This is a genomic window from Corallococcus sp. EGB, assembly GCF_019968905.1.
In the GTDB taxonomy this organism is placed as follows: domain Bacteria; phylum Myxococcota; class Myxococcia; order Myxococcales; family Myxococcaceae; genus Corallococcus.
Genome location: NZ_CP079946.1, coordinates 5,622,203 through 5,643,635 on the forward strand (window position 1 = coordinate 5,622,203; position 21,433 = coordinate 5,643,635).

At 69.5% G+C, this 21,433-nt stretch carries 14 protein-coding genes; 6 read left to right on the forward strand and 8 right to left on the reverse strand.

The annotated features are described in order from the left end of the window. Positions 1 to 10 precede the first annotated feature (10 nt). Positions 11 to 1,921: a hypothetical protein gene (locus KYK13_RS23070; RefSeq protein WP_223633284.1), complete on the reverse strand. Its 1,911-nt coding sequence runs from the start codon at positions 1,919 to 1,921 to the stop codon at positions 11 to 13. Positions 1,922 to 2,170: 249 nt separating this feature from the next. Continuing rightward, on the reverse strand, positions 2,171 to 3,055 hold the full coding sequence (gene menA / locus KYK13_RS23075) for a 1,4-dihydroxy-2-naphthoate octaprenyltransferase (protein ID WP_223633307.1): 885 nt from the start codon (positions 3,053 to 3,055) through the stop codon (positions 2,171 to 2,173). Between the two features lie 617 nt (positions 3,056 to 3,672). On the opposite strand from menA, the gene KYK13_RS23080 reads away from it, so the two are divergent. Continuing rightward, on the forward strand, positions 3,673 to 6,123 hold the full coding sequence (locus KYK13_RS23080; RefSeq protein WP_223633310.1) for a transglycosylase SLT domain-containing protein: 2,451 nt from the start codon (positions 3,673 to 3,675) through the stop codon (positions 6,121 to 6,123). 56 nt (positions 6,124 to 6,179) lie between these two features. Here the strand turns inward: KYK13_RS23080 and KYK13_RS23085 are convergent, their stop codons facing one another. Beyond that, the gene (locus tag KYK13_RS23085) at positions 6,180 to 6,995 is read right to left on the reverse strand and encodes a hypothetical protein (protein ID WP_223633313.1); all 816 of its coding nucleotides are present in this window, start codon (positions 6,993 to 6,995) and stop codon (positions 6,180 to 6,182) included. 275 nt (positions 6,996 to 7,270) lie between these two features. On the opposite strand from KYK13_RS23085, the gene KYK13_RS23090 reads away from it, so the two are divergent. Further along, positions 7,271 to 8,692 (forward strand): M28 family metallopeptidase, encoded by a 1,422-nt coding sequence (locus KYK13_RS23090; RefSeq protein WP_223633316.1) that lies wholly within the window; start codon positions 7,271 to 7,273, stop codon positions 8,690 to 8,692. Positions 8,693 to 8,752: 60 nt separating this feature from the next. Here the strand turns inward: KYK13_RS23090 and KYK13_RS23095 are convergent, their stop codons facing one another. Continuing rightward, on the reverse strand, positions 8,753 to 9,637 hold the full coding sequence (locus KYK13_RS23095) for a fatty acid desaturase (RefSeq protein WP_223633324.1): 885 nt from the start codon (positions 9,635 to 9,637) through the stop codon (positions 8,753 to 8,755). Positions 9,638 to 9,858: 221 nt separating this feature from the next. Between KYK13_RS23095 and KYK13_RS23100 the strand changes: the two genes are divergently transcribed. From KYK13_RS23100 to KYK13_RS23110, 3 genes are all read left to right on the forward strand, one after another. Then, on the forward strand, positions 9,859 to 10,521 hold the full coding sequence (locus KYK13_RS23100; RefSeq protein WP_223633327.1) for a TenA family transcriptional regulator: 663 nt from the start codon (positions 9,859 to 9,861) through the stop codon (positions 10,519 to 10,521). Between the two features lie 172 nt (positions 10,522 to 10,693). After that, positions 10,694 to 11,320, forward strand: coding sequence for a DUF47 domain-containing protein (locus KYK13_RS23105; RefSeq protein ID WP_223633330.1), 627 nt, complete (start codon positions 10,694 to 10,696; stop codon positions 11,318 to 11,320). Continuing rightward, positions 11,321 to 12,346 (forward strand): inorganic phosphate transporter, encoded by a 1,026-nt coding sequence (locus KYK13_RS23110; RefSeq protein WP_223633333.1) that lies wholly within the window; start codon positions 11,321 to 11,323, stop codon positions 12,344 to 12,346. It abuts the gene before it with no gap. A gap of 57 nt (positions 12,347 to 12,403) precedes the next feature. Here the strand turns inward: KYK13_RS23110 and KYK13_RS23115 are convergent, their stop codons facing one another. Beyond that, positions 12,404 to 14,191, reverse strand: coding sequence for a hypothetical protein (locus KYK13_RS23115; RefSeq protein WP_223633336.1), 1,788 nt, complete (start codon positions 14,189 to 14,191; stop codon positions 12,404 to 12,406). 221 nt (positions 14,192 to 14,412) lie between these two features. On the opposite strand from KYK13_RS23115, the gene KYK13_RS23120 reads away from it, so the two are divergent. Beyond that, positions 14,413 to 15,828: a radical SAM protein gene (locus KYK13_RS23120; protein ID WP_223633338.1), complete on the forward strand. Its 1,416-nt coding sequence runs from the start codon at positions 14,413 to 14,415 to the stop codon at positions 15,826 to 15,828. On the opposite strand, the gene KYK13_RS23125 is transcribed toward KYK13_RS23120, so the two are convergent. The 3 genes from KYK13_RS23125 to KYK13_RS23135 form a co-directional block, all read right to left on the reverse strand. Then, on the reverse strand, positions 15,806 to 16,636 hold the full coding sequence (locus tag KYK13_RS23125) for an acyl-CoA desaturase (protein ID WP_223633340.1): 831 nt from the start codon (positions 16,634 to 16,636) through the stop codon (positions 15,806 to 15,808). The genes KYK13_RS23120 and KYK13_RS23125 overlap by 23 nt on opposite strands. Positions 16,637 to 16,720: 84 nt before the next feature. Further along, the gene (locus KYK13_RS39085; RefSeq protein WP_304504052.1) at positions 16,721 to 21,013 is read right to left on the reverse strand and encodes an AAA family ATPase; all 4,293 of its coding nucleotides are present in this window, start codon (positions 21,011 to 21,013) and stop codon (positions 16,721 to 16,723) included. Positions 21,014 to 21,030: 17 nt separating this feature from the next. Further along, on the reverse strand, positions 21,031 to 21,432 hold the full coding sequence (locus KYK13_RS23135; RefSeq protein WP_223633342.1) for a hypothetical protein: 402 nt from the start codon (positions 21,430 to 21,432) through the stop codon (positions 21,031 to 21,033). Between the last annotated feature and the right edge of the window lies 1 nt (position 21,433).

The window sequence follows — 21,433 nt, forward strand, 5'->3', positions numbered from 1 at the left end:
GTTGCGTCCCCTACTTCGCGGGGAGGATGTGGCGGGAGGGGAGCTGATCGCCGCCGTGGCACGTCTGCGCGCAGGTTCCGAACTTGCTGGGCGTGCCGCGCTGGCTGAAGGCGATCTGGAAGAACTCGTCACCGTGCTGCGAGATGTGGCACGAGCCGCACAGCGCCAGGCTGGGGCGCTCCGTGCTCTTGCGCGTCAGGTGGCACACGCTGCAGTCCGCGCGGTTCGCCGGGTAGCTGGGCGAATTCATGTGGATGCGGTGCACCATCTCCTGCGTGCGGCCCACGGTGTCCGTGTCGTAGTGGTGGCAGACCTTGCAGCTCTCGATGTGGTCCACCGACAGGCCGTGGCGCAGGTTGTCCAGCGACAGCACGCCGCGGTGGCACAGCTGGCAGTTGCCCACGTTGCCCGGGTACGTCGTCGGCTCGTCCTGGCCCACCTGGAAGAAGAAGGGGTTCAGCTTCGCGATGCGCTCGCCCATGGCCCCGCGGTTGAACTTCACCAGCGCCACGTAGGTGCCCGGCTTCGCGTTCGCCGGCAGCGTGAACGTCTGGCGCGTGGGCCACCTGTAGTCGATGAGGCCCGGCGTCAGGCCCGTGAGCGTGGCGTCATCGTAGACGGGGAACGGGAACGGCTTGGCGAAGAACTGCGGCGTGTCGCTCGGGTTGCCCAGCACCTTCAGGTCCTGCAGCGGCCCCGCGATGGCCACGTTGGAGATGGTGTCGTTCTCCGCCGTGATGGAGATGACGCCGGGGACGAAGGTCAGCAGGCCGTTGGACTGGCCACCGATGATGTCCCGCGCGCTGGGCAACAGGTCCGGGGAGTGCAGGTGCGCCCCGGAGCTGTCGCGCAGGTCGATGTAGACGCTCACGTCCTCGCCGGGCTTGTAGAAGCTGCCCTCCTTCGGAGGAGAGAAGACCAGCCGCGAGTCCAGGCCCGGGCTGCACTGCACCGGGTTGCCCGCGTCGTCGGTGCACGTGGACGGGCGCTCATCCGGGATGACGTACGTCACCGGGAAGTAGAACGGCTTGTCCGGCAGCTGGCTCCAGGTGGCCCGGAGCGCGCCGGGGCCCGACAGGCGCGGGATGCGCAGCACCTTGAACGGGTTGGTGCTGCCCACCCAGTCCACGCGCGCGATGGTGCGGGTGGTGGGGCTCTGATCCAGGCCGCCCGTGATGCCCGTGACGGTGCCGGGGTCCTTGTCGCCGGGGAAGCGCGGCGCCTTCAGGTTCTCCGACCGCCAGGCGAAGCGGCTGTGGCCGGCGTAGGGCGAGGAGGCCAGCAACTCCGAGCGCAGGTACGTCTGGCTCGCGCGCGGGGCGCCCGTCTCGTCCAGCACCTCCACGGTGATGGTGTCGTCCTTCACCTTCTGCCAGTTCGCGTTGCCGAACTGCACCTCACGCGTCCAGCAGTCCTCCACCGCGCCCGCGAGGCTGTAGAAGCTCCACTCGTCCGGCCCCTGGTTGACGTTGGTCCAGTCCAGGCCGGCGAACACCGTCTGGGTCTTGATCCAGTTGAGCGCCGGCGTCAGGTCGGTGGGGTTGGTGTGCTGGTTGACCACGCTCTCCGTCACGGAGAACTGGTTCAGGAAGTACTGCGTATCCGACAGGATCTGCATCGTCCCCTGGGGGGGCGACAGCGTCAGCGGGTTCTGCGCGAGCGGCGTGACGCACACGTCCGGGTACGGGACGGGCACGCCGTTCTTCGCCACCATCTGCCCGTTGGGCAGGAAGGCGCAGCCGTTGATGTACTGGAGACTCAGTCGGATCGCGCCGGAGTTGAGGCCCTGGTACGGGTCGAACCGCTTGGCGCCGCGGCCCGTCGTGGATCCCTCGTCGTCAGTGACCTTGAGGAGGTTGCAGGACAGCAGGGGCACCAGCAGGGCGCACCACGCGCTCTTCAGCAGGATTGAGCGGTTCATGGAAGACGAGGCCGGAGGCAGTCAGGGGAAGGAAGGGGAGCAGGTGTCCACACGCGCGGGCCCACACGACCCACCGTTCCCGACGCCGCCACCCTTCCGCCACGCGGAGAGGGTGAGGTCCGGGAAGGGTTGGGAGGAGAACACCTCATCGGTTCGAACTGACCACATTATGAGAGTCCGCGCAATTCGTGGACAGCAGATCACACCGGGGAAATCGCGCGGAGTGGTCGCGTGACTCAGGGCGTCGGACTAGAGGCTGAGGCCGGCGGACAGGAGCAGCGCGAAGACGAGCCCCAGCGCCGCGGTCTTCCCCAGGTGGGGGTTGAGCGCGCCGCCATCCTCGCGCCAGATGGCGCGGATCTGCCTCACCGCGAGTGGCAGGGCCGCCAGCGTGAGGAGCCAGGCCTTGGGGTGCTCCGGCGTCACCGCCCAGACGAGCACCGGGAGCGCGAACGCGCCCGCCACGGCCACCGTGTACTCCCACTGGCCGAAGCGCTGGCCGAAGCGGACCACGAGCGTGCGCTTGCCGGCGACGACGTCCGTCTTGCGGTCGCGCAGGTTGTTCACCGCGAGGATGCCGGCGGAGAACAGCCCCATGGACAGCCCCGCCAGCAGCACCGCCGGCGTGACGTGATGGGTGAGCACCCCGTAGCTGCCGCTCACCCCCAACAGGCCGAAGATGATCAACACCAGCACGTCCCCCAGGCCCAGGTAGCCCAGGGGGACGGGGCCCGCGGAGTAGAAGACCGCGCCGCCCAGGCAGAAGGCGCCGCCCAGGAACACCGGCCACCCATCCACCTGGGTCAGGAGCAGCAGCGCGAGCGAGGAGCCGGTGAACGCCAGCGCCGCGGCCGTGGCCACCTCGCGCGCGGTGAGCCAGCCCTTCTGCGTGACGCGCGCGGGGCCCAGGCGCGCCTCCGTGTCCGCGCCCCGTTCGAAGTCCGCGTAGTCATTCACCAGGTTGCTGACGATCTGCATGAGCACGAAGCCCACCAGGAACGTGAGCGCCGGCACCGGCTGCCAGTGCCCTTCCGCGTGGGCGAAGGCCCAACCCAGCAGCGTGGGGGCGATGGAGGCGGTCAGCGTCTTGGGCCTGAGGGCGAGCCACCAGACGCGGGCCAGAGGGGGTTTCACTTCAACCGCGACACTCGACGACGGGGAAATCGGGGCGGCCATGGGTCTCCGGGGGAGGGAGCAGGCGCACGGTAAAGCTACAGGCCCAGGGGCCGCAAGAGGACCCAATGAATCACATTGGTTGCCCTCATGTATCACCTGATACATGCAGCCTCCGCCCCGTGGCTGGAGCGGATTGTCAACATCGCGTCACGGCGCCATGCGCCCCAAAGGCAGACGCGAGCCGCACCTGCCGTGAATTCATTGATACGCTGAAGCAGCATCAGTCCGGCGCGTTCGCGTCCGCATCGACTTCAAGCGGGAGGAGGAGCTGTCCTTCGGGCTGGGAGCCCGCGCGGTACGAGCCGACGTACGAGGTAGCGCCCCGCATGCCGAGCGACCTCGGGGGTGCGGCTCGCCACGCCCTGACAGCAGGCGAACACCCCTGGGTATGTAGCACCCCAGACGCCACCCGCGCGGCCACCGTGCCGTTGGCTTTCTTGCAGGGCTCCTGGTGTGTGCCGGGGGCCGGATGCACAGAAGGCAACGCAGGCCTGACAAGGGGACAGGCGGGCAGGTTCCAAGCGGAGTGGCAGTGCCAATCCATCGGGGTCGCTGGCGGACGAACGAGGGGTGGCATGGACGGACTTCGAGGAACGGCGGCGGTCTTGCTCGCGTGCGCGGGCCTGTGGGCACCGGGCGCCGCGTGGGCCCAGGTGCCCGACGAGGACGACTCCGGCGATGTGATGTCGGAGGAGAAGCTGGAGTCCCTGCTCGACACGCCCACGGCGCAGCCCTCGGAGGACGAGGTGACGGCGGAGGCCTTCGGGCCGGAGCGGCTGACGCCCTACTTCGCGGAAGGACTGCTGGCGAAGGCGAAGGCGGAGTTCGACCGGGGCCGGTACAAGTCCGCGCGGGCGCTGCTCGCGACGGAGTCTCCCCCCTCCCTCCCCGGCCGCTTCCTCCAGGCGCAGAGCGCGTTCCTGGCGCGCGACTTCACCACCGCCGCCGAGGAGTTCACCGCGCTCGCGGAGGACTACGTCCCCTTGCGTGACCACTGCCTGATGAAGGCCGCGCAGGCGCATGAGCGGCTGCACAAGCCGCTGCGCGCGGCGGAGCAGTATGGCCAGGTGAGCCCCAGCTCACCGCTCTATCCGGAGGCGCGCTTCACCATGGCGCAGGTGCTCAAGCGCCAGCTGAAGATCCCCGAGGCGCTGACCGCGCTCCAGGAGTTCATCGACCACCGGCAGGCGCGCGGCCCGGACCCGCTGCGGATGAAGGCGCTGCTCGCGTACTGCGACCTGGCGCGCGCCGCGGGGCAATACAACGCGGAGCACCGCGCACTGCTGGAGGTCTGGGCCACCGCGCCCCTGTCCCGCGAGGCGGAGCGCGCGCGCACCCTGCTGCGCGACCTGCCCCTTCCCATGAAGTGGCGCGTGCGTCGCGCGGAGGCGCTGGTGGAGCTGCACCAGAACGTCGCGGCCATGAACATGCTGGCCCGCTCCGGCCCCCGCACGGAGCTTCCGGATGAGCTGGCCTGCCGCGCCCAGCTCACCCTGGGCCGAGCCCTGCGCAAGGAGCGCCAGCACCGCCGCGCCATCCAGGTGCTGGAGCCGGTGGCGCGCGAGTGCCAGTCGCCCGAGCAGCGGCCGCAGGCGCTGTACCTGCTCGCCTATTCGCAGTCGGTGGTGCAGCCCGAGGAGGCGGTGGAGACCTACGCCACGCTGGCGCGCGACTACCCGGACCACGGCTACGCGGACGACGCGCTCTTCTTCGAGGCCTGGACGCAGCAGCGCCTGGGCCGCGCGGACGAGGCGCTCCAGAACTACGAGGCGCTGGCGAAGCGCTACCCCGCCGGCAACTTCGCCGCCGAGGCCCTCTTCCGCGCCTTCTGGCTGCACCTGCGCAAGGCCGAGACGCAGCCGGGCCTGGCGTCGCTGATGGCGGTGGAGCAGCTTCCGGAGGCCGCGCGCACCGACGACGCCCTCTGGCGCGCGCGCTACTGGCAGGCGCGCGTGCAGGAGAACGGCGGCGCGTTGGACGCGGCGCTCGCGCGCTACGAGCTCATCGCCACCGAGCGCCCCACGGCCTGGTACGGGCTGCTGTCCCGGACGCGCCTGGCGCAGCACGCACCGGAGCGGCTGGCGCGGCTGACGGAGACCGCCGCGCGGCCCGCCGCCGCGAAGACGTTGAACGCCGCCGCGCCGGCCAACGACGAGGTCTGGCCCCTGCCGCCCGGGCCGCTCCAGAAGGATCCGCGCTTCGCGGCGGGCGTGGAGCTGTTGCGCCTGGGGCAGCCCGGCGTGGTGGAGGAGCTGCTCGCGGTGGACACGCGCGGCCTGGCGGAGGCGCCCGCGCGGCTGCTCTACCAGACCATGCGCCGCACCGGCCGGGGCCGGGCCACGCGGCAGGTGGCCCGCGTGACGCTGCGCCAGGAGGCCGCGGGGCCGCTCAGCGCCGCGTCCCGCCCGGTGTGGGAGGCGACGTGGCCCCTCGCGTTCCGGCCGCTCATCCAGAGCTACTCGCGCGCCGCGCGCGTGGACCCCGACCTCTTGCAGGGCCTCATCCGCGAGGAGAGCCGCTTCAACCCGAGCGCGCGCTCCTCCACCGGCGCGCTGGGGCTCGCGCAGCTCATGCCCCAGACGGCGCGGCAGGTGGCGGACTCGCTCAAGATGGCGTCGTTCGAGGTGTCGTCGCTCCTGCAGCCCGCGCAGAACATCCGGCTGGGCGCGGCGTACCTGGGCTCGCTGCTCAAGCACTTCGACGGCAACCCCGCCTACGCGGTGGCCGCCTACAACGCGGGCCCGGCGGCGGTGGAGCGCTGGCGCAAGGCCCTGCCGGACGCGGAGCTGGACGAGTGGGTGGAGCACATCGCCTTCGACGAGACGCGCGACTACGTGAAGCGCGTGCTCAGCAGCTACAGCGCCTACAAGCTGCTCTACGCGAACGAGGTCCCCGCCTCCTTCGCGCCGGCCCGCAGGGCGCCGCTGGAGGCCTCGCGCACGCCCACGCTGAGCCCCGCCGCGGGCGTGGGTGGCAGCGGCCGCAACGTGGCGACGCCCACGTCCTCCGTCTCCGGACGACGCTAGCGGCAACGCCGGACGGGAGCGCGGCTCCCGTCCGGCGCGTGAAACAACCTTGCCCGCTACTTGCCCGCGGTCGTGGGCTCGGTGATGGACTCCGAGCGGATGGTGTACTGGCTGGCAACGGCGTTCGTGTCGATGCCGGTGAAGTGGCGGTACGGGTACGCGCCATCCGCGATGGTCTCGACGAACTCCACCGTGTCCCCCGTGACGGTCTTGCCGTCGATGTCCACGGTGAAGGTGTTCTTCTCCGCGTTCACGCGCCACACGCACGCGCCCACGTTCGTCGCCGTGGAGCCGGTGGTCAGCGAGAGGATGTCGAAGTCGCTCAGGAAGAAGTGGTGCATCTCCGCCCAGCGGAGGAAGTCCCGCCAGCTGCCGAAGGTGATCACGAACCCTGCGGGCTGCTGGGTGGAGCCCTGGAGCACGCCGCCCCGGTAGACGTTCATCCGGAACGCAGAGCCGCCCGGCGAGCCCGTGAACGTGGGCGCCATGGTGACCGTGTTCGCCTCACGCCCCGGCCTCACCTGCAACGTGCTGACGACCTGATCGCCGTCGCGCGCGGACAGCTGGTAGCCGCCCTTGTCGCCCAGGCTCATCGCCACGCGCTGTTCCCACTTCACGGCCTGCTTGAAGTTGCTGGAGACGCCGTCTTTCGGGGTCAGGAGCTTGGACACCGCCAGACCGTCCGCCACGGCATCGAGCCGCGCCTGGCCCAGCGCGCAGCTGGAGATGCCGTCGAACTTCGTCACGCACTGGGACGCCGCGGACTCCTGCGCGCCCAGCGAACCCGTGGCCTGGCTGTCGTCACCGCCAGCGCAGCCCGTGATGCTCAGCAGCATGGAAGCCAGCAGGAGACCCGTCCTCTTCAGATGCATGCACTACCTCATGGTGGGAGTGGACTGCGCGCCACTCCTCTGCACCCCGCGAGCCAAGACCCGGAGCCCGTCTGCTTTCACTCTGGCCCTGCATTGTTTGAGAAAACGAAGTAGCGCCGGATGTCACATGAAACATGTGATTTGTAGCAGGGTTGGTCTCACCCGGAGCGTCAGGGCCCCGCACTCGCGGGAGGAACTTCGCCGCGGCGCACAACTCCCGGCCGGGTCGGGTGGATAATGAGGGGAGCGCGGTTTCTCCCCCCGGATTGCCCACCATGGCCTCGAAGATCAACGACAGCACGCGTCCCCTGACCTCCCTCTCGCGGCTGTCCTCGCAGGACGCCCGGGCGCCGGAGGCGAAGACCCGGAACCGCCCCCTCGCGTTCAAGGACGGCTTCGAGTCCTCCAGCACGCGTCCCGCCCCGGGTCAGCTGCCCCAGCTGCCCGCCCCGCCGCCAGTGCTGTCGCTGCCCGCGCCCTCCACGCCGACGCCCGCGCCGACGACGCCGGTGCCCCCGGAGACGCCCACCGAGCCGCCCGTGTCGGCGGACGCGGATCCGATGACGCACATCGAGTACCTGTCCTCGGACGCGATGCAGGGGCGTGACAGCCCCTCCGCGGGCCTGGACGCCGCTTCCGCCTACGTGCAGGCCCACGTCGAGAAGTACGGGCTCGTGGGGCCCAACTCCACCAACCCGGAGAACCCCTTCCAGCAGAAATTCAAGGTCTACTCCTGGCTGGGCGCGGAGAAGGCGGGCGAGGCGGCGGGCGCGGCCCATGGCCACGCCGGGCACAAGCAGTTCGGCCACAAGACGTTCCAGGAGGGCTTCTACCTGGACGAGAAGATGCCCAAGGACACGCTGAAGCTGCTCAACCAGCAGTACGAGCAGACGATGAAGGCTGCGGGCCAGTCCGCGGCGCCGGCGCGCGCGGGCAAGCAGCGCAGCGTGGAGGAGCTGAAGCAGGTGGCCACCGCCACGGGCCAGGCGGTGAACACGATGGCGCTGCTGCCAGGCACGGGCCCGCACAAGGACGAGGTCATCGTGGTGATGGCCCACCTGGACCACGTGGGCGTGGACCGCAAGGGCAACGCGTACAACGGCGCGGACGACAACGCGTCCGGCAGCGCGGTGCTGATGGCGGCGGTGCCGGAGCTGGCGGAGGCCGCGAAGAACGGCAAGCTGGACCGCTCCGTGCTCTTCCTCTGGACGGGCGCCGAGGAGAAGGGCCTGGTGGGCTCGCAGTACTTCGTGGACCACCCCATCCCCGGGCTGGAGCTGAAGAACATCGCGGGCGTCATCAACACGGACATGGTGGGCCGCTGGGATGATCAGCGCCTGTCCGTGGTGGACACCAACACCAAGGGCCAGCCCAACTACTTCCGCGACGTGGTGGACCAGGCGAACCAGCAGCTGGCGGATCCGTTCGACCGCATCAACCGCGACATCAACGTCTACCGCGACCGGCAGGACGGTGCGTCCTTCGGGAGGAAGGGCGAGGACGTGCTCTTCCTCTTCGAGGGCCTGTCCAACCCCGAGGGCGGCGGCGACCTCATCCCCGAGTACCACCGGCAGGATGACGACATCGAGAAGATCATCGAGGACAACGGCGGCAACAAGCCGCGCCGCGTGAAGGACCTGCTCGTCAACGTCATCGGCATCGCGGCGAACCGGACGGCGGAGACGCAGACCCGGTAGCGCGGTGCCGCCCGCCGGATGCTGCACTTCCGGCGGGAGCTTCCTGGAGAGGTTGGACGCTCAGGCGGCCAGCTTCTCTCCGCCGCCGTCCACGGGCCCACCGGAGAGCGCGGCGACCTCGTGCTCGCTCAGCACGAGCTTCTCCTCGGAACCGCGCCAGACGAACGGGATGCCGGGCTGCCGGTAGAGGTTCGCGGGGATGTCGCGCGCGAGCTGCGCGTGCAGCTCCGGCAGCTTGGACCAGTGCAGCCCGTGCCGCGTGTGATGCGCGGTGTGGTAGCCCAGGTTGCCCGTCATCAGGTTGTAGCCCTTGTGGAGGATGTTGTACGAGGCCTCCGAGTGGTTGGCCGTCTCCAGGCCCACGTGGTGGAAGTACGTCGCCCAGGTCGTCACGTAGAGCGACGCCATCATGGGCAGGAGGAACACGAACAGCGCGTTGTAGGGGTTCACCCAGAACAGGCCCGCCAGCAGCACCAGCTGGAGCGCGGCCATCCCCACGAACGTGCGCAGCGCCTTGGGGTGGTGCTTCCTCCCCACCTGGAACGCGCGCGGATACGCCGTCAGCGCCGTGCCCAGCGAGTACTCCACCTCCCCCATCGTCGAGCCGTCATCCCGCTTCCAGCGCGACTCGTCCTGCGTCTGGTCCAGGTAGTTCTTGTGGTGGCCCAGCACGTGGTGGAGGAACCACGCCTGCGACGTCACGCCCGTCTGGAAACCGAAGACGATCTCCAACAGGCGGTTGGGCAGCGTGTGCTTGAAGAAGGACAGGTGCTGGTGGTGGTGGTTCCACGAGCAGATCCATCCCTTGGGGATGATGCCCAGCCCGAACCACAGCACCGGCACCCACCAGCTCCGGGCCATGAGGAACACCGTCACATCGAGCGCGAACACGCCAAGGAACATCAGGACCGGGATGCGATCTTCAGGGTGCCGGAACAGGGTCATGCGCCTTCCGAGACAAGGGGAGCCAGGGCCAAAATGCCGCTTTTCCAACTGTAGGCCGCCTCCCCCCACCCCGAACAGCCCGCCCTCGCCCGCCTGCACGTTCCACACTGGCGGTAAACAACGTAGTCACGTTGAACTTGTATTTCCACAATTCCAAGAATGCCAGTCCTGCATTGTGATAAACGCCGACCCAGCCCTTTTGGACCCACCTGGAGGCAGCGATGCGGAACCAGACCATCGAGGCGGCACTGGCGAAGAATCCCCACCGTGAGCAGCTGATCAAGCACCGGTTCTTCGAGGTCGTGGATGAGAAGGCCTTCAGCCGCGAACAGGCGGAGATGGTGCTGGGGCAGTGGTGGCACCCCCTGCACTACTTCCCCAACTTCCTGAGCAAGCTCATCGCCGTCTGCCCGCAGATGGAGATGAAGACGGCGGTGACGCACATCCTCAACCAGGAGGTGGGCGAGGGAGACCCGGCGCGCGCGCACGAGCGCTTCTTCATCCAGACGATGACGGACGCGGGCTTCACGAAGGCGGGCGTGTCGGAGGCGGACATGACGCCCGCGACGCGCCGGCTCATTGACGGCTATCAGCGCGCCACGGACAACCACCTCACCGGCCTGGGCTTCCTCTACGGCACCGAGGTCGCGGACCTCACCATGGTGGCCAAGCTGGGCAAGCTGGTGCGCCGCACCACGGGCCTCAAGGCCCTGCCCTGGGTGGACATCCACGTGAAGCAGGAGCCGGACCACGTGGAGACCGCCGGCCACACGGTGGGCCTGCGGTACTCGGACGAGGAGCTGGCCACCATCACCCGCGGCGCCGAGGAGATGTGGCAGCTGTGGGTGGGCTTCTTCGAGGAGCTGCGCAACCGCGTCGTCTGAGCGGCCGCCTGCGTCAAACGCAACTCCCCGGAATCCGTACGTTTTCGTACGGAACACTGGCGAATCTCTCCAGGTAGGGTAGTCACTCCCGCGTCACGGGAGTGTCACACCCTGGCCCAATGGCCTCCCGCGGCGCACCGCGCCTGTCCCTCCAGGCGCCGAGGGAGATTCCATGCTCGAAAAGCTGATGCCGAAGTCGGACGAGTTCTTCGACGACTTCGACGCGCAGTGCTCCAAGACCGTCGAGGGAGCCAAGCTCCTGCACGAGCTCCTGAGCGACTTCCGCGACGTGCCCGCGCGCGTCCAGGCCCTCAAGGACGTGGAGCACCGGGGCGACGAAGTCACCCACACGGCCTTCAACCGGCTCCACCAGCAGTTCATCACCCCGTTCGACCGGACGCAGATCCACACGCTCTTGTCGCGCATCGACGACGTGCTGGACCTGACCAACGCGGCGGCGGCGCGCCTGCTGTATTACGAAATCGACTCCAGCCGGGCGGACGCGACGGAGCTGGCGCGGCTCCTGGTGCTGTCCACGCAGAAGGTGCAGGAGGTCGTGGCGGCGCTGCGGCTGATCAAGAAGCCGGAGCAGATCCTCGCGGGCTGCAAGGAGATCAAGCACCTGGAGACCCAGGCGGATGAGGTCCTGCGCGCGGGCATGGGCCGGCTGTTCAAGAGCGGCGTGGATACCCTGACCATCATCAAGTGGAAGGAGATCTACGATCTCATCGAGACGGCCACGGACAAGTGCCAGGGCGTGGCCAACGTCATCGAAGGCGTCGTGCTGGAGCACTCCTGAATGCTGCTCGCAGCGGTCGTCCTCATTGTCGTCGTCGCGCTCGTCTTCGATTTCATCAACGGCTTCCACGACGCGGCGAACTCCATCGCGACGGTGGTGTCCACGCGCGTGCTGTCGCCGAACCTGGCGGTGGCGTGGGCCGCGTTCTTCAACTTCGTGGCGGCCTTCGCGGGCGGCGTGCACGTGGCCAACACCATGGGCAAGGGCATCATCAACTTCGACATGCTCCGCGCGGCCGGCCCCACCGCGGTGCTGATGGTCGTCTTCTCGTCGCTGATGGGCGCCATCGCCTGGAACCTGCTCACCTGGTGGTGGGGGCTGCCCTCGTCGTCGTCGCACGCGCTGGCGGGCGGGATGATTGGCGCCACCCTGCCCGTCCTGGGCTTCCAGGGGCTGGTGGGGAGCGGCATCGCGCGCATCGCGGCCTTCATCGTGCTGTCGCCGCTCATCGGCATGACGCTGGGCATCGGGATGATGCTGGCCACCACCTGGGCGGTGCGCAAACAGACGCCGCTGCGCGTGGACACCTGGTTCCGCCGGCTGCAGCTGGTGTCGTCCGCCATCTTCTCCTTCAGCCACGGCACCAACGACGCGCAGAAGGTCATGGGCATCATCGCGGTGGTGCTCTTCGGCACCATCTGGCGCGACCGGCCGTTCCACATCGACTGGTGGATGATCATCTCCTGCCACGCCGCGATTGGACTGGGCACCTTCTTCGGCGGCTGGCGTATCATCCGCACCATGGGCCACAGCCTCACGAAGCTGGCGCCCATTGGCGGCTTCTGCGCGGAGACGGGCGGCGGCGTCACCATCATCGCGCTGGCGGAGCTGGGCATCCCCGTCTCCACCACGCACACCATCACCGGCGCCATCGTCGGCGTGGGCTCCACGCGCGGCTGGCGCGCCGTGAAGTGGGGCACCGCCGGCCGCATCATCTGGGCGTGGGTGTTCACCATCCCCGCCGCCGCGCTGGTGTCCGTCATCGTCTACGGACTCACGCTGGCCGTGGTGCGGCTGGTGGGCTGAAGAAGCCCTGGGGGTCCTGGCGCGGGGGACAGGCCCCCCGCGCCACCTGCTCCCCGACTACTGCACGGCCCGGACGTTGAGCGCCGTGGACGGCCCGCCCACCGCCGGCGGCACCCAGGGCACCACCTTCTTGTTCTGCCACTGGACCAGCTTCAGCGACGGGTCCTCCAGCGGCACGTCGAAGGTGTAGGAGATGCGCGTGGGGCCCTGCGCGTCCGCCTCTTCAATCTTCACCACCATGCCCTGCATGTCGAAGGTATCGCCCTGGTGCACCGGGTGGCGCGCGGCGCGGTGGATGCGCTCCTCCACGGAGTCCAGGAAGTGGCCGCCCTTGGTGAGCGCCAGCTCCAGCGAGTTGGGGCCGGTGCGCGTCACCTTCTGCTCGTGGAGCGAATAGGACAGCACCCACCAGGCCTTCGGCAGCGTCAGGCCCGAGGACCACCACCGCACCGAGCCGTAGATGCCGATGATGCCGTTGGGGGCGTTGAGCACCACCACGCGCTGGTTGGGCAGCTTCTCCTGGTCAAAGGCCTCCTTGTAGCGCGCCTCCACGCGCCCCATGAGCGCGTCCGCCTGGGAGTACTGGTCCATGGTCTGCCACCAGATGTAGGGCGAGCCCACGACGTGGATGACCGCCATCACCGCCGCGCCGGCCAGCACCGCGCCCGCGCGGGGCTTGAGCGCCCGGCCCGTCCACGCGTGGCGCAGCACCACGGCCAGGGCCGCCGCCATGCCCAGGCTGGGCACGATGAGCGTGCGCGAGCCCGCGAAGGCGGAGTTGGACAGCCACGTGGACACGAACGCGCCCGTCAGCATCCACCCCACCGTGCGCCGCTCCGAGGCCTCCAGCCGGGGCCACACGCCCCACACGAGCAGCGCGAACAGCGTCAGGCCCACCGCGCCCAGGAGGGTGAACAGGGGCACCAGGGACTGGTCGAAGATGAAGTCCGGAGGCGCGTTCAGCGTCAGGCCCGCGATGGCGGCCGGGACGCGCCCGAGCATCGCCTGGAACCACGCCACGGGCGTCCCCAGGGCGTCCAGGTACATGTCCGAGCCGCCCGCGCCGTAGCCCATGGCCCGGTAGGCCACGAAGTAGATGGCCATCAGCACGCCAAAGGGGAGGAGCCCCCTGAGCTTGTCCTTCGCCGCCCCCGGCCCGGAGAAGAACTCGTAGGCCAGCACGTACGGGCTGAGGATGACCATGGTCTCGCCGCACAGGAGCGCGAGCGCGAAGGACACGAGCGCCCCCACCAGCGCGTTCCTGCGCCCCTGCTCCCGCCACTGGATGTGGAAGAAGAGGCCGAGGACGCCGAACATCAACGACATCACCACGCTGCGGTAGGACAGCCAGCCCAGCACCGCCGCGTGCGAGCCCCAGATGGCGAAGAGGAACATCGCCACGCCCGCCACCGCCGTGGGCAGCACGCGCTTGAGCAGCACGCCCGCCAGCGCCACCAGCCCCACGTACCAGAGCACCGAGTGGAGCTGATAGGCCACCGCGACGCGGTTGTAGAGCAGGTGATCCAGTCCGTAGAGCAGGCTGCCCAGGGGCCGGAAGAACGAGACGCGGACCGTGGGCTCCACCCACCACGGGAAGACGCCCACGTGCGCCAGCTTCAGCGTGTGCTCCGGGATGCCGGTGGCGGTGCGGTAGACGTCCAGCGGCGTGTTGCCCAGCGGCGCGGGCGGCGGAATGTGGTCCCAGACACCCAGCCAGATGAAGTCATCCGGCATGAAACCCGAGCGCAACGCCAACGCGCCCAGCGCCACCGCGAACACGATGGAAATCCAGAAGTAACGTTTAAACGGCCAACCCGGGGTGGCTGGCGGAGGAGAGGTATCCATGTTTCAAAGATCTATCAGCAGGCCCCCCACACGAGATAGGTCCCCCCAGGTCGTCCGCTGACACCGGAAGCACGCGGGGTGCGGCGCGCGCGACGGAGATCCTTTGCCACCGCCCGGACTCCGGGTGATCCTCGGCGGACGAAGGGGGACGCGGCCCGGCAGGTGAAAACAAGAATGCGCGCGCATGGCCTTTCATCCGCGCCGTTTCCGGGCCCGCACGCATGCGCATCGCCATCATCGCCACGTACACCCATCCGACCCGCCTGCGGATCAAGGAACCCTCCATCATGCAGTCCTCCGTGCCGGAGCTCATCGCGGGCCTGTGTCCGGAGCACGCGGAGGTGGAGATCTTCAACGAGAAGGAGGCGGACCTCCCGCTGGACCGGCACTGGGACCTGGTCTTCTTCTCGTACCTGCACTCGTATTACGAGCACACCAAGGTGCTCTCCACCCTCTTCCGTCAGCGCGGCATGACGACGGTGGCGGGCGGCCGGCACGCGAGCCACTTCCCCGATGACGCGGCGAAGTACTTCGACGCGGTCATCACCGGGGAGCCGGAGTCCAACGTGCCCGCGCTCATCGCGGACTTCGAGAAGGGGGAGCTCAAGCCCCGCTACAGCCTTCCCTCGCAGGGCGCCGCGGCCATCAAGCCGTACCGCTACGAGCTCATCGACTTCACGCACAACAAGGTGCGCCTGCCGGGCATCGAGGCGTCGCGCGGCTGCCCCTTCACGTGCAACTTCTGCGTGCTCACCGGCCACGAGCGCTACCGCTTCCGGCCCATCCCGGAGGTCATCGATGAAATCCAGACGCGCATGCGCTGGAACCCGAACTTCCTGGGGCTGATGGGAGACGCGTTCGTCTTCCTGGACAACAACCTGGGCGGTTCTCCCAAGTACCTGCGCGCGCTGTGCGAAGCGTTGATCCCCCTGAAGAAGACCTGGGGCTGCGCCCTCACCTTCAACGTGCTGAAGGACGAGTCGCTGGTGAAGCTGATGGCGAAGGCGGGCTGCCGCTACGTCTACACCGGCCTGGAGTCGCTCAACCCGGACTCGCTCAAGGCGATGAACAAGGGGCAGAACAAGCTGTCGGAGGTGGACGCCGTCATCCGCCGCGTCTTCTCCGCCGGCATCCTCCTGTCCTTCGGGCTCATCGTCGGCTCGGACGGCGACACCAACGAATACCTGCACCGGCTGCCGGACTACCTGGCGGACCTGAAGTACTTCTCCGTCACGTTCCTGGGCATCGTGTGCCCCTACCCGGAGACGCCCTTCTTCCGCGAGCTGAAGGCGGAGGACCGGCTGCTGCCCGGCACCACCAGCCGCGACTACGACGGCTACACGCTGTGCCACCGGCCCAAGAACCTGCACGCATCCGAGGTGGTGGAGCACTTCCAGCGGCTGTGCCGCACGCTGGGGAGCCTGCCCAACATCGCCCGGCACTACGCGTCCAAGCTGATGATGAGCGACCTGCCCCGCTACAAGACGACCATCCTCTTCTCCGGGCCCGAAATCGTCAGCATCCGCAACCCGGTGAAGAACCCGGCGCGCCGCTACATCGCCGGGTTGGATGCCCTTGAAGCCTGGGACGCGGAGCGGATGCCCGCGCTGGGGCTCACGCCGCAGGTCCTGACCTGAGCCGGGATGGCAGGCGCACGTCCCACGCCAGCCCCAGGACCTGGAGCGCGCGGATGAAGAGCCAGCCCGGGTCCCACTGCCACCACACCCACCCGTGCCGCGCGGACGCGGGGAAGGCGTGGTGGTTGTTGTGCCAGCCCTCGCCCAATGCGAGCACGCTCACCCACCACACGTTGCGGCTGTGGTCGCGCGTGTCGTGGGCGCGCTGACCGAACGCCGCGTGGCACACGGAGTTCACCGCGTAGGTGCTCTGCATCCAGCACACCACCGGGAGGAAGAAGTACGCGGGCACCGCGCGCCAGCCGAACGTCAGCCCCACGAAGAGCACCGCCAGCACCTGCGGCGCGATGCGGTAGCGCAGGAGCCAGTGGTAGTAGCGATCATGGGCCATGTCGCGGCACCAGGTGCGCCAGCCGTCCTCCTCCGTGGAGGCCTCGTTGAGGATCCACCCCATGTGCGCGTACCAGAAGCCGTGCACCGGCGAGTGCACGTCCCCTTCCGCGTCCGCATTCGCGTGGTGCAGCCGGTGGTTGGCGGCCCACAGCAGCGGGCTGCCCTGGGCGGTGAGCATGGCCACCGTGACCAGCGCGTACTCCACCCAGCGGGGGCACGCGAAGGCGCGGTGGCACAGCAGCCGGTGCAGCCCCACCGTCGTGCCCAGGCCAATGGACACGTACACGGCCAGCGCCACCGGCAGCGCGTACGGCGGCCAGGGCAGGAAGAACGCGAGCGCGGCCAGCCCGTGGACCACGACCATGTAACCGACGATGACGGGACTGAGCTGGAAGCGGAGCGGCGCGGTGTTCATGTGCTCGATGCTGCGTCGAGGATGAGGCCCGCAGTCTAGGGGGCCCGCCTGACGGGACAAGGAATGCGCCCGGCGCGCCCCGCGTCACATCACGCGCGCGTCACGGGCCGGGGGCGGCGCGAACGCCGGGCTGGGTGGGGCCCGCAGGGTGGACTCGAAGCGGTCCATGCGCCGCAGCTCCGCGCGGGCCTCCACCTCCGTGAAGATGGCGCGCGCACGGGCGAGGAAGGCCTCGCGCCGGTGCGGCAGGGCCACCGCCGCGTCGAAGTAGGCCACGCCCGTCTCCCAGCGGTTGGGGCTCCTCTCCAGGACGGCGATGGCCTCCAGGAACACCGGCTCCGCGGCCTTCGGCCCCTTGCGCAGCGCCAGCGAGCGCGCCGTCACGCGCAGCGCCGGGCCCTTCAGGTACGGGTAGAGCCGGGCGATGAGGCGCGCCTTGATGCAGGACAGCCGGACGATCCTCGACAGCTTCCTGCGCGGCACCACCGTGGCGCCCTCCTCCAGCGCGAAGAGGGCCGCCTCCGCCGCGTCCACCAGCCCCACCTGGAGGAAGGGCACCATCACCTGGTAGCTCCAGATGCTCTTGAAGCAGCGCACCGCGACGAGCGCCGCCTCCTCCACCTGGTGCTCGCGCACCGTGACGTTGGCCAGGTGGTTGAGGCTGGCGCACTGGTTGGCCAGGTCCGCCACCTCCACGCTGATGCGCAGGCCCTGCTCCAGCTCCGCGCACAGTTCGCCCACGTCCCCTTCGCCCAGCAGGTAGCGGCACATGGGCGCCCACGAGTGCGCCCAGCCCTGGTGCATCAGCGCGTTGAGCTCCTCGCCAATGGCGCCCATCTGCTCGTAGAGCGCGACGGCGGCGCGGAAGCGCGAGTGGAGGAACTCGCCCGTGGCCTGCATCATCAGGGACGTCTGGCGCTCCCAGCGCTCGCCCACCTGGCGCAGCGTGGAGACGGCCTCCTCCTGGAACTCCCGCGCGCGCTGCAGCTCGTTGGCGAAGAAGGCCTGGATGCCCAGGCGGCTGAGCGCGAGCCCCTCCGCCACCGGGTCCTTGGAGCGCCGCGCGTACTCCAGCGCCTTCTCACAGTGGTAGCGCGCGCGCTTGAGCAGGCCCGCGCCGAACAGCAGCGTGCCGTAGTAGCCGCGCGCCAGGCTGATGGCGTAGTCGTTGCGCGAGCGCTCCGCCATGTTGGTGGACACCAGCGTCGCCCAGGTGAGCTTGGTGATGTCCGCGAAGTAGTAGATGCGGATGAGCGAGTTGAGCGTGGACAGCTGCTGCAGGTAGTTGCCCAGCCGCGCCGCCGGCAGCGGCCGCAGGATGAACGGCAGCAGCGACGCGAGCCCCCGCAGCAGCAGGTTCGCCAGCGTGCGCAGCCCCAGCGCGGGCAGGCTCCCCGGAAGGCTGCGCCCCCGCAGCACCAGCGACTTCTCCAGGTGCTGCGTGGCGAGCGCGGACTCGCCCTTCTCCTGGTGCGCGCGGCCCAGCCCCAGGTGCAGCTCCGCCTGGCGCTGGACCTCCTCCTCGTCCACCAGGCACTGCTCGAACATCAGGATGGCGTTGGCGTAGTGGCCCGCCTGCAGCAGCGTCTCCGCCAGCTCCTGCATCACCCGGCGCGTCTGCAGCAGCGTCACCTCCGGGTCCACCGGGACGACGGTGCCCAGGAGCTCCAGGCCGCGGTTGTAGTGGTAGAGCGCGTCATCGTTCGCGTACTGCGCCCGCGCGCTGCGGGCCGCCATCAGCGTGTACTCCAGGCCCTTGTCCTCCACGTTGCCCGCGAGGAAGTGGAACGCGAGCAGCCCCGCGGAGCCCGCGAGGTTGTCGCTGGCGCGGACCTCCAGGTAGCGCGCGAGCCGGCGGTGCAGGTCCTCGCGCGCCGACACCAGCAGCGTGTTGTAGGCCACGTCGCGGATGACGATGTGCTTGAAGAGGCAGGTGTACGGCTCCTCCGTCTCCAGGAGGATGAGGCCCAGGCGCTGGAGCGTGTCCATGGCCTCGCGCAGGACGCGGTGGCCCAGGGTGGGCACCAGCGCCGCCACGCCATCCAGCGTGAAGATGCGCCCGATGACGGACGCCACCTTCACCACCAGCTTCTCCGTCTCGCTGAGCAGGTCGATGCGCGACAGCACCACGTCCTGGATGGAGTCCGGGAGGAGGAGGTCCTGCAGGCCCCGCTTCAGCTCCATCCGCGAGGCGCCGGGCTCCACCGGCCCCAGGTAGCCCTGCTCCGCCAGCCCCTCCACGATGGATTCGATGAAGAACGGGTTGCCCTGCACCTTCGCGAGCAGCCGGTCCTCCAGCGCCACGTCCGGCGGCGACAGGCGCAGGTGCACGCGCAAGAGCGCCCGCGTGTCCGCGTCGTCCAGGCTCACCAGGTCCACCGGACGGAACTCCGGCAGCTCGCGCAGGCCCTTGAGCTGCTCTCCCGGGCGCATCGTCGCCAGCACCATGATGCGGTGCGAGCCCACGCGCCCCGCCACGTACTGCAGCAGGTCCAGGGAGATGTAGTCCGCCCAGTGCAGGTCCTCGAAGAAGAGCAGCACCGGCTGCGAGCGGCTGAGCTTCTCCAGCAGCTGGAAGACGATCTGGAACACCTTCTGCTGCCTGCGCCGCGCGTCCATCCGCGCCGTGGTGGACGTCTCCTCCAGGGACATGCCGAGGATGCCCGCGACCACGGGGATCCACTCCGGCCCCACGTCCTCCAGCCCGTCCAGCCCCTGGCGCAGGCGCGTCAGCTGCGCCTCGGTGTCATCCGAGTCGAGCAGCCCGAACGCCTGGAGGAGCACCTCCTTCCAGGGGAAGAACGGGGTGAAGGCCTCGTAGGAGTAGCAGACGCCGTACAGCGCCCGCGCGCCGCCCTCCTCCGCGTCCTCCAGCACGCGCGCGCCCAGGCGCGACTTGCCGATGCCCGCCTCTCCGGACACCATGCACACGCGGCCCTGGCCCGCGAAGGCCGCGTCGAGCGACTCGCGCAGCATGTCGAGCTCGCGGCCACGGCCGATGATGTCACCCCGGCCCTTGATGAAGAGGCTGCGGCGCGTCTCGCCCGAGAGCCGGTACACCGGCACCGAGCGCGAGACGCCCTTCAGCTTCGCGTCCTCCACGAACTCGGTGGCGAAGCCGCCCTGCTGTGATCTCGCCTGGGTGTGGGAGCACAGGTGCACGCCGCCCTGGCGTCCGCCGTGCGTCATCAGGCGCGCGGCGATGTTCACCACCTCGCCCAGCGCCGAGTACCCCTTGCGCGTGGGCGAGCCCATGTCCCCGCAGTAGGCGTGGCCGGTGGCGATGCCGATCTGCAGCTCATCCAGGAAGGGGAACTGCTCGCGGGCCTTGAGCAGCTTGCAGGCCAGCCGGCACGCCAGCACCTCCTTGTTCTGCTGGGCGGTGGGCGCGCCGAAGAGGACGTAGAGCACGTTGCCCTTGTCCGTGAAGTCCGTCATCAGCAGCACGCCGCCGTGGTGGGCGCTCTCGCGCTGGACGTATTCGTAATAGGCGTTGAGGTCGCGGGTGAAGGCGTCCGGATCCGCGTCCGCCCGCGCGTGCGTGAAGCGCACGAAGAAGCAGGTGACGTCGCGGAAGTCGCCCGCGAACTCCTGGTGCGCGGTGGTGATCTTCGTGAAGAGCACCGGGTGCAGGAGCAGCGCGCACCGGCCCACCAACTCCGCTCCGCCCGTGGGCGCGGGCAGCGGGCGCCTCACCGACTCCAGCCGCGCGTCCGCCGCCAGCCGGTGGTTGCCGCCCTCGCGGGGCTCGCCCCTGCGCACGGCCTCCGGCAGGGCCGCCCAGGCGCGGGGGCTCAGCACGACCTCCGACACGGCGGCCTGCTTCTCCGCGGCCACCGCCTGCGCCAGCGGCTCGCCCACGAGCGCCGGGTGCATCCACAGGCCGGTGGCGCCCATCACGATGCGCGTGGCCTCACCGAACCCGATGCCGATGCGCGACGACACGCCGAAGCGCTGCCCCAACAGCTCCAGCCGGGCGAAGCGCGCGAGCCTGCGCTGCACGTGCAGCGCGCACACCGCCGCGCGCTGCACCACGTCCGCGTCCGCCTCCTCGGGCTCGGCCTCGAAGCACGCGAGGATGGAGTCGCCGGCGAACTGGTAGATGTCCCCGCCGTGGTCTCGGACCACGTCGATCATCTCCGTGTAGTAGTTCGTCAGCAGGCGCTGGAGCGCGTCGATGCCGCGTGGCCCCGCGCCGCTCAGCCCCACCACGATGGGCGTGAAGCCCGCGATGTCCAGGAGCAGGATGGCGCCCCGCACGCCTTCGGTCCGAGGCAGCGCGTCCGCCTCGTGGCGCTGGAGCCGCGCGAGGATGGCCGCCGGCATGTAGGGCGCCAGCATCGCGACGGCGGGATCGATGGGCTGCGGGGAGGACATCCTCGGGGGCTTTCCGCTCAGGCCAGGTTGGCGTAGCGCAGGTAGAGGGCGCCCAGGCACATGACGCCGTAGAGGGGGATCTCCGCCGTCTCCAGCCAGGGCTGCTGCTTCATCACCGCGCCCCAGATGTGCACCGCCGTCATGATGCCGCCAATGAGGCCGATGAGCTCGAAGATGACCAGGTGGCTCTTGGGGTCCGGGATGAACTGCACCACCGCGATGATGACGGACAGCGCCAGGCCGCCCAGGCAGCGCGCGAAGTAGACCGTCAGGTCATTGTTGCCCGTGGGCAGCTCCCACCCGAACCACCGCGCCCAGCGCAGCGGCATGAACATCAGCGGCAGCGCGTAGACGACCAGGAAGACCGAGGTGGAGACCGCGAGGAACCAGCTGGCCAGCGGATAGTCGGGGTTGATCATG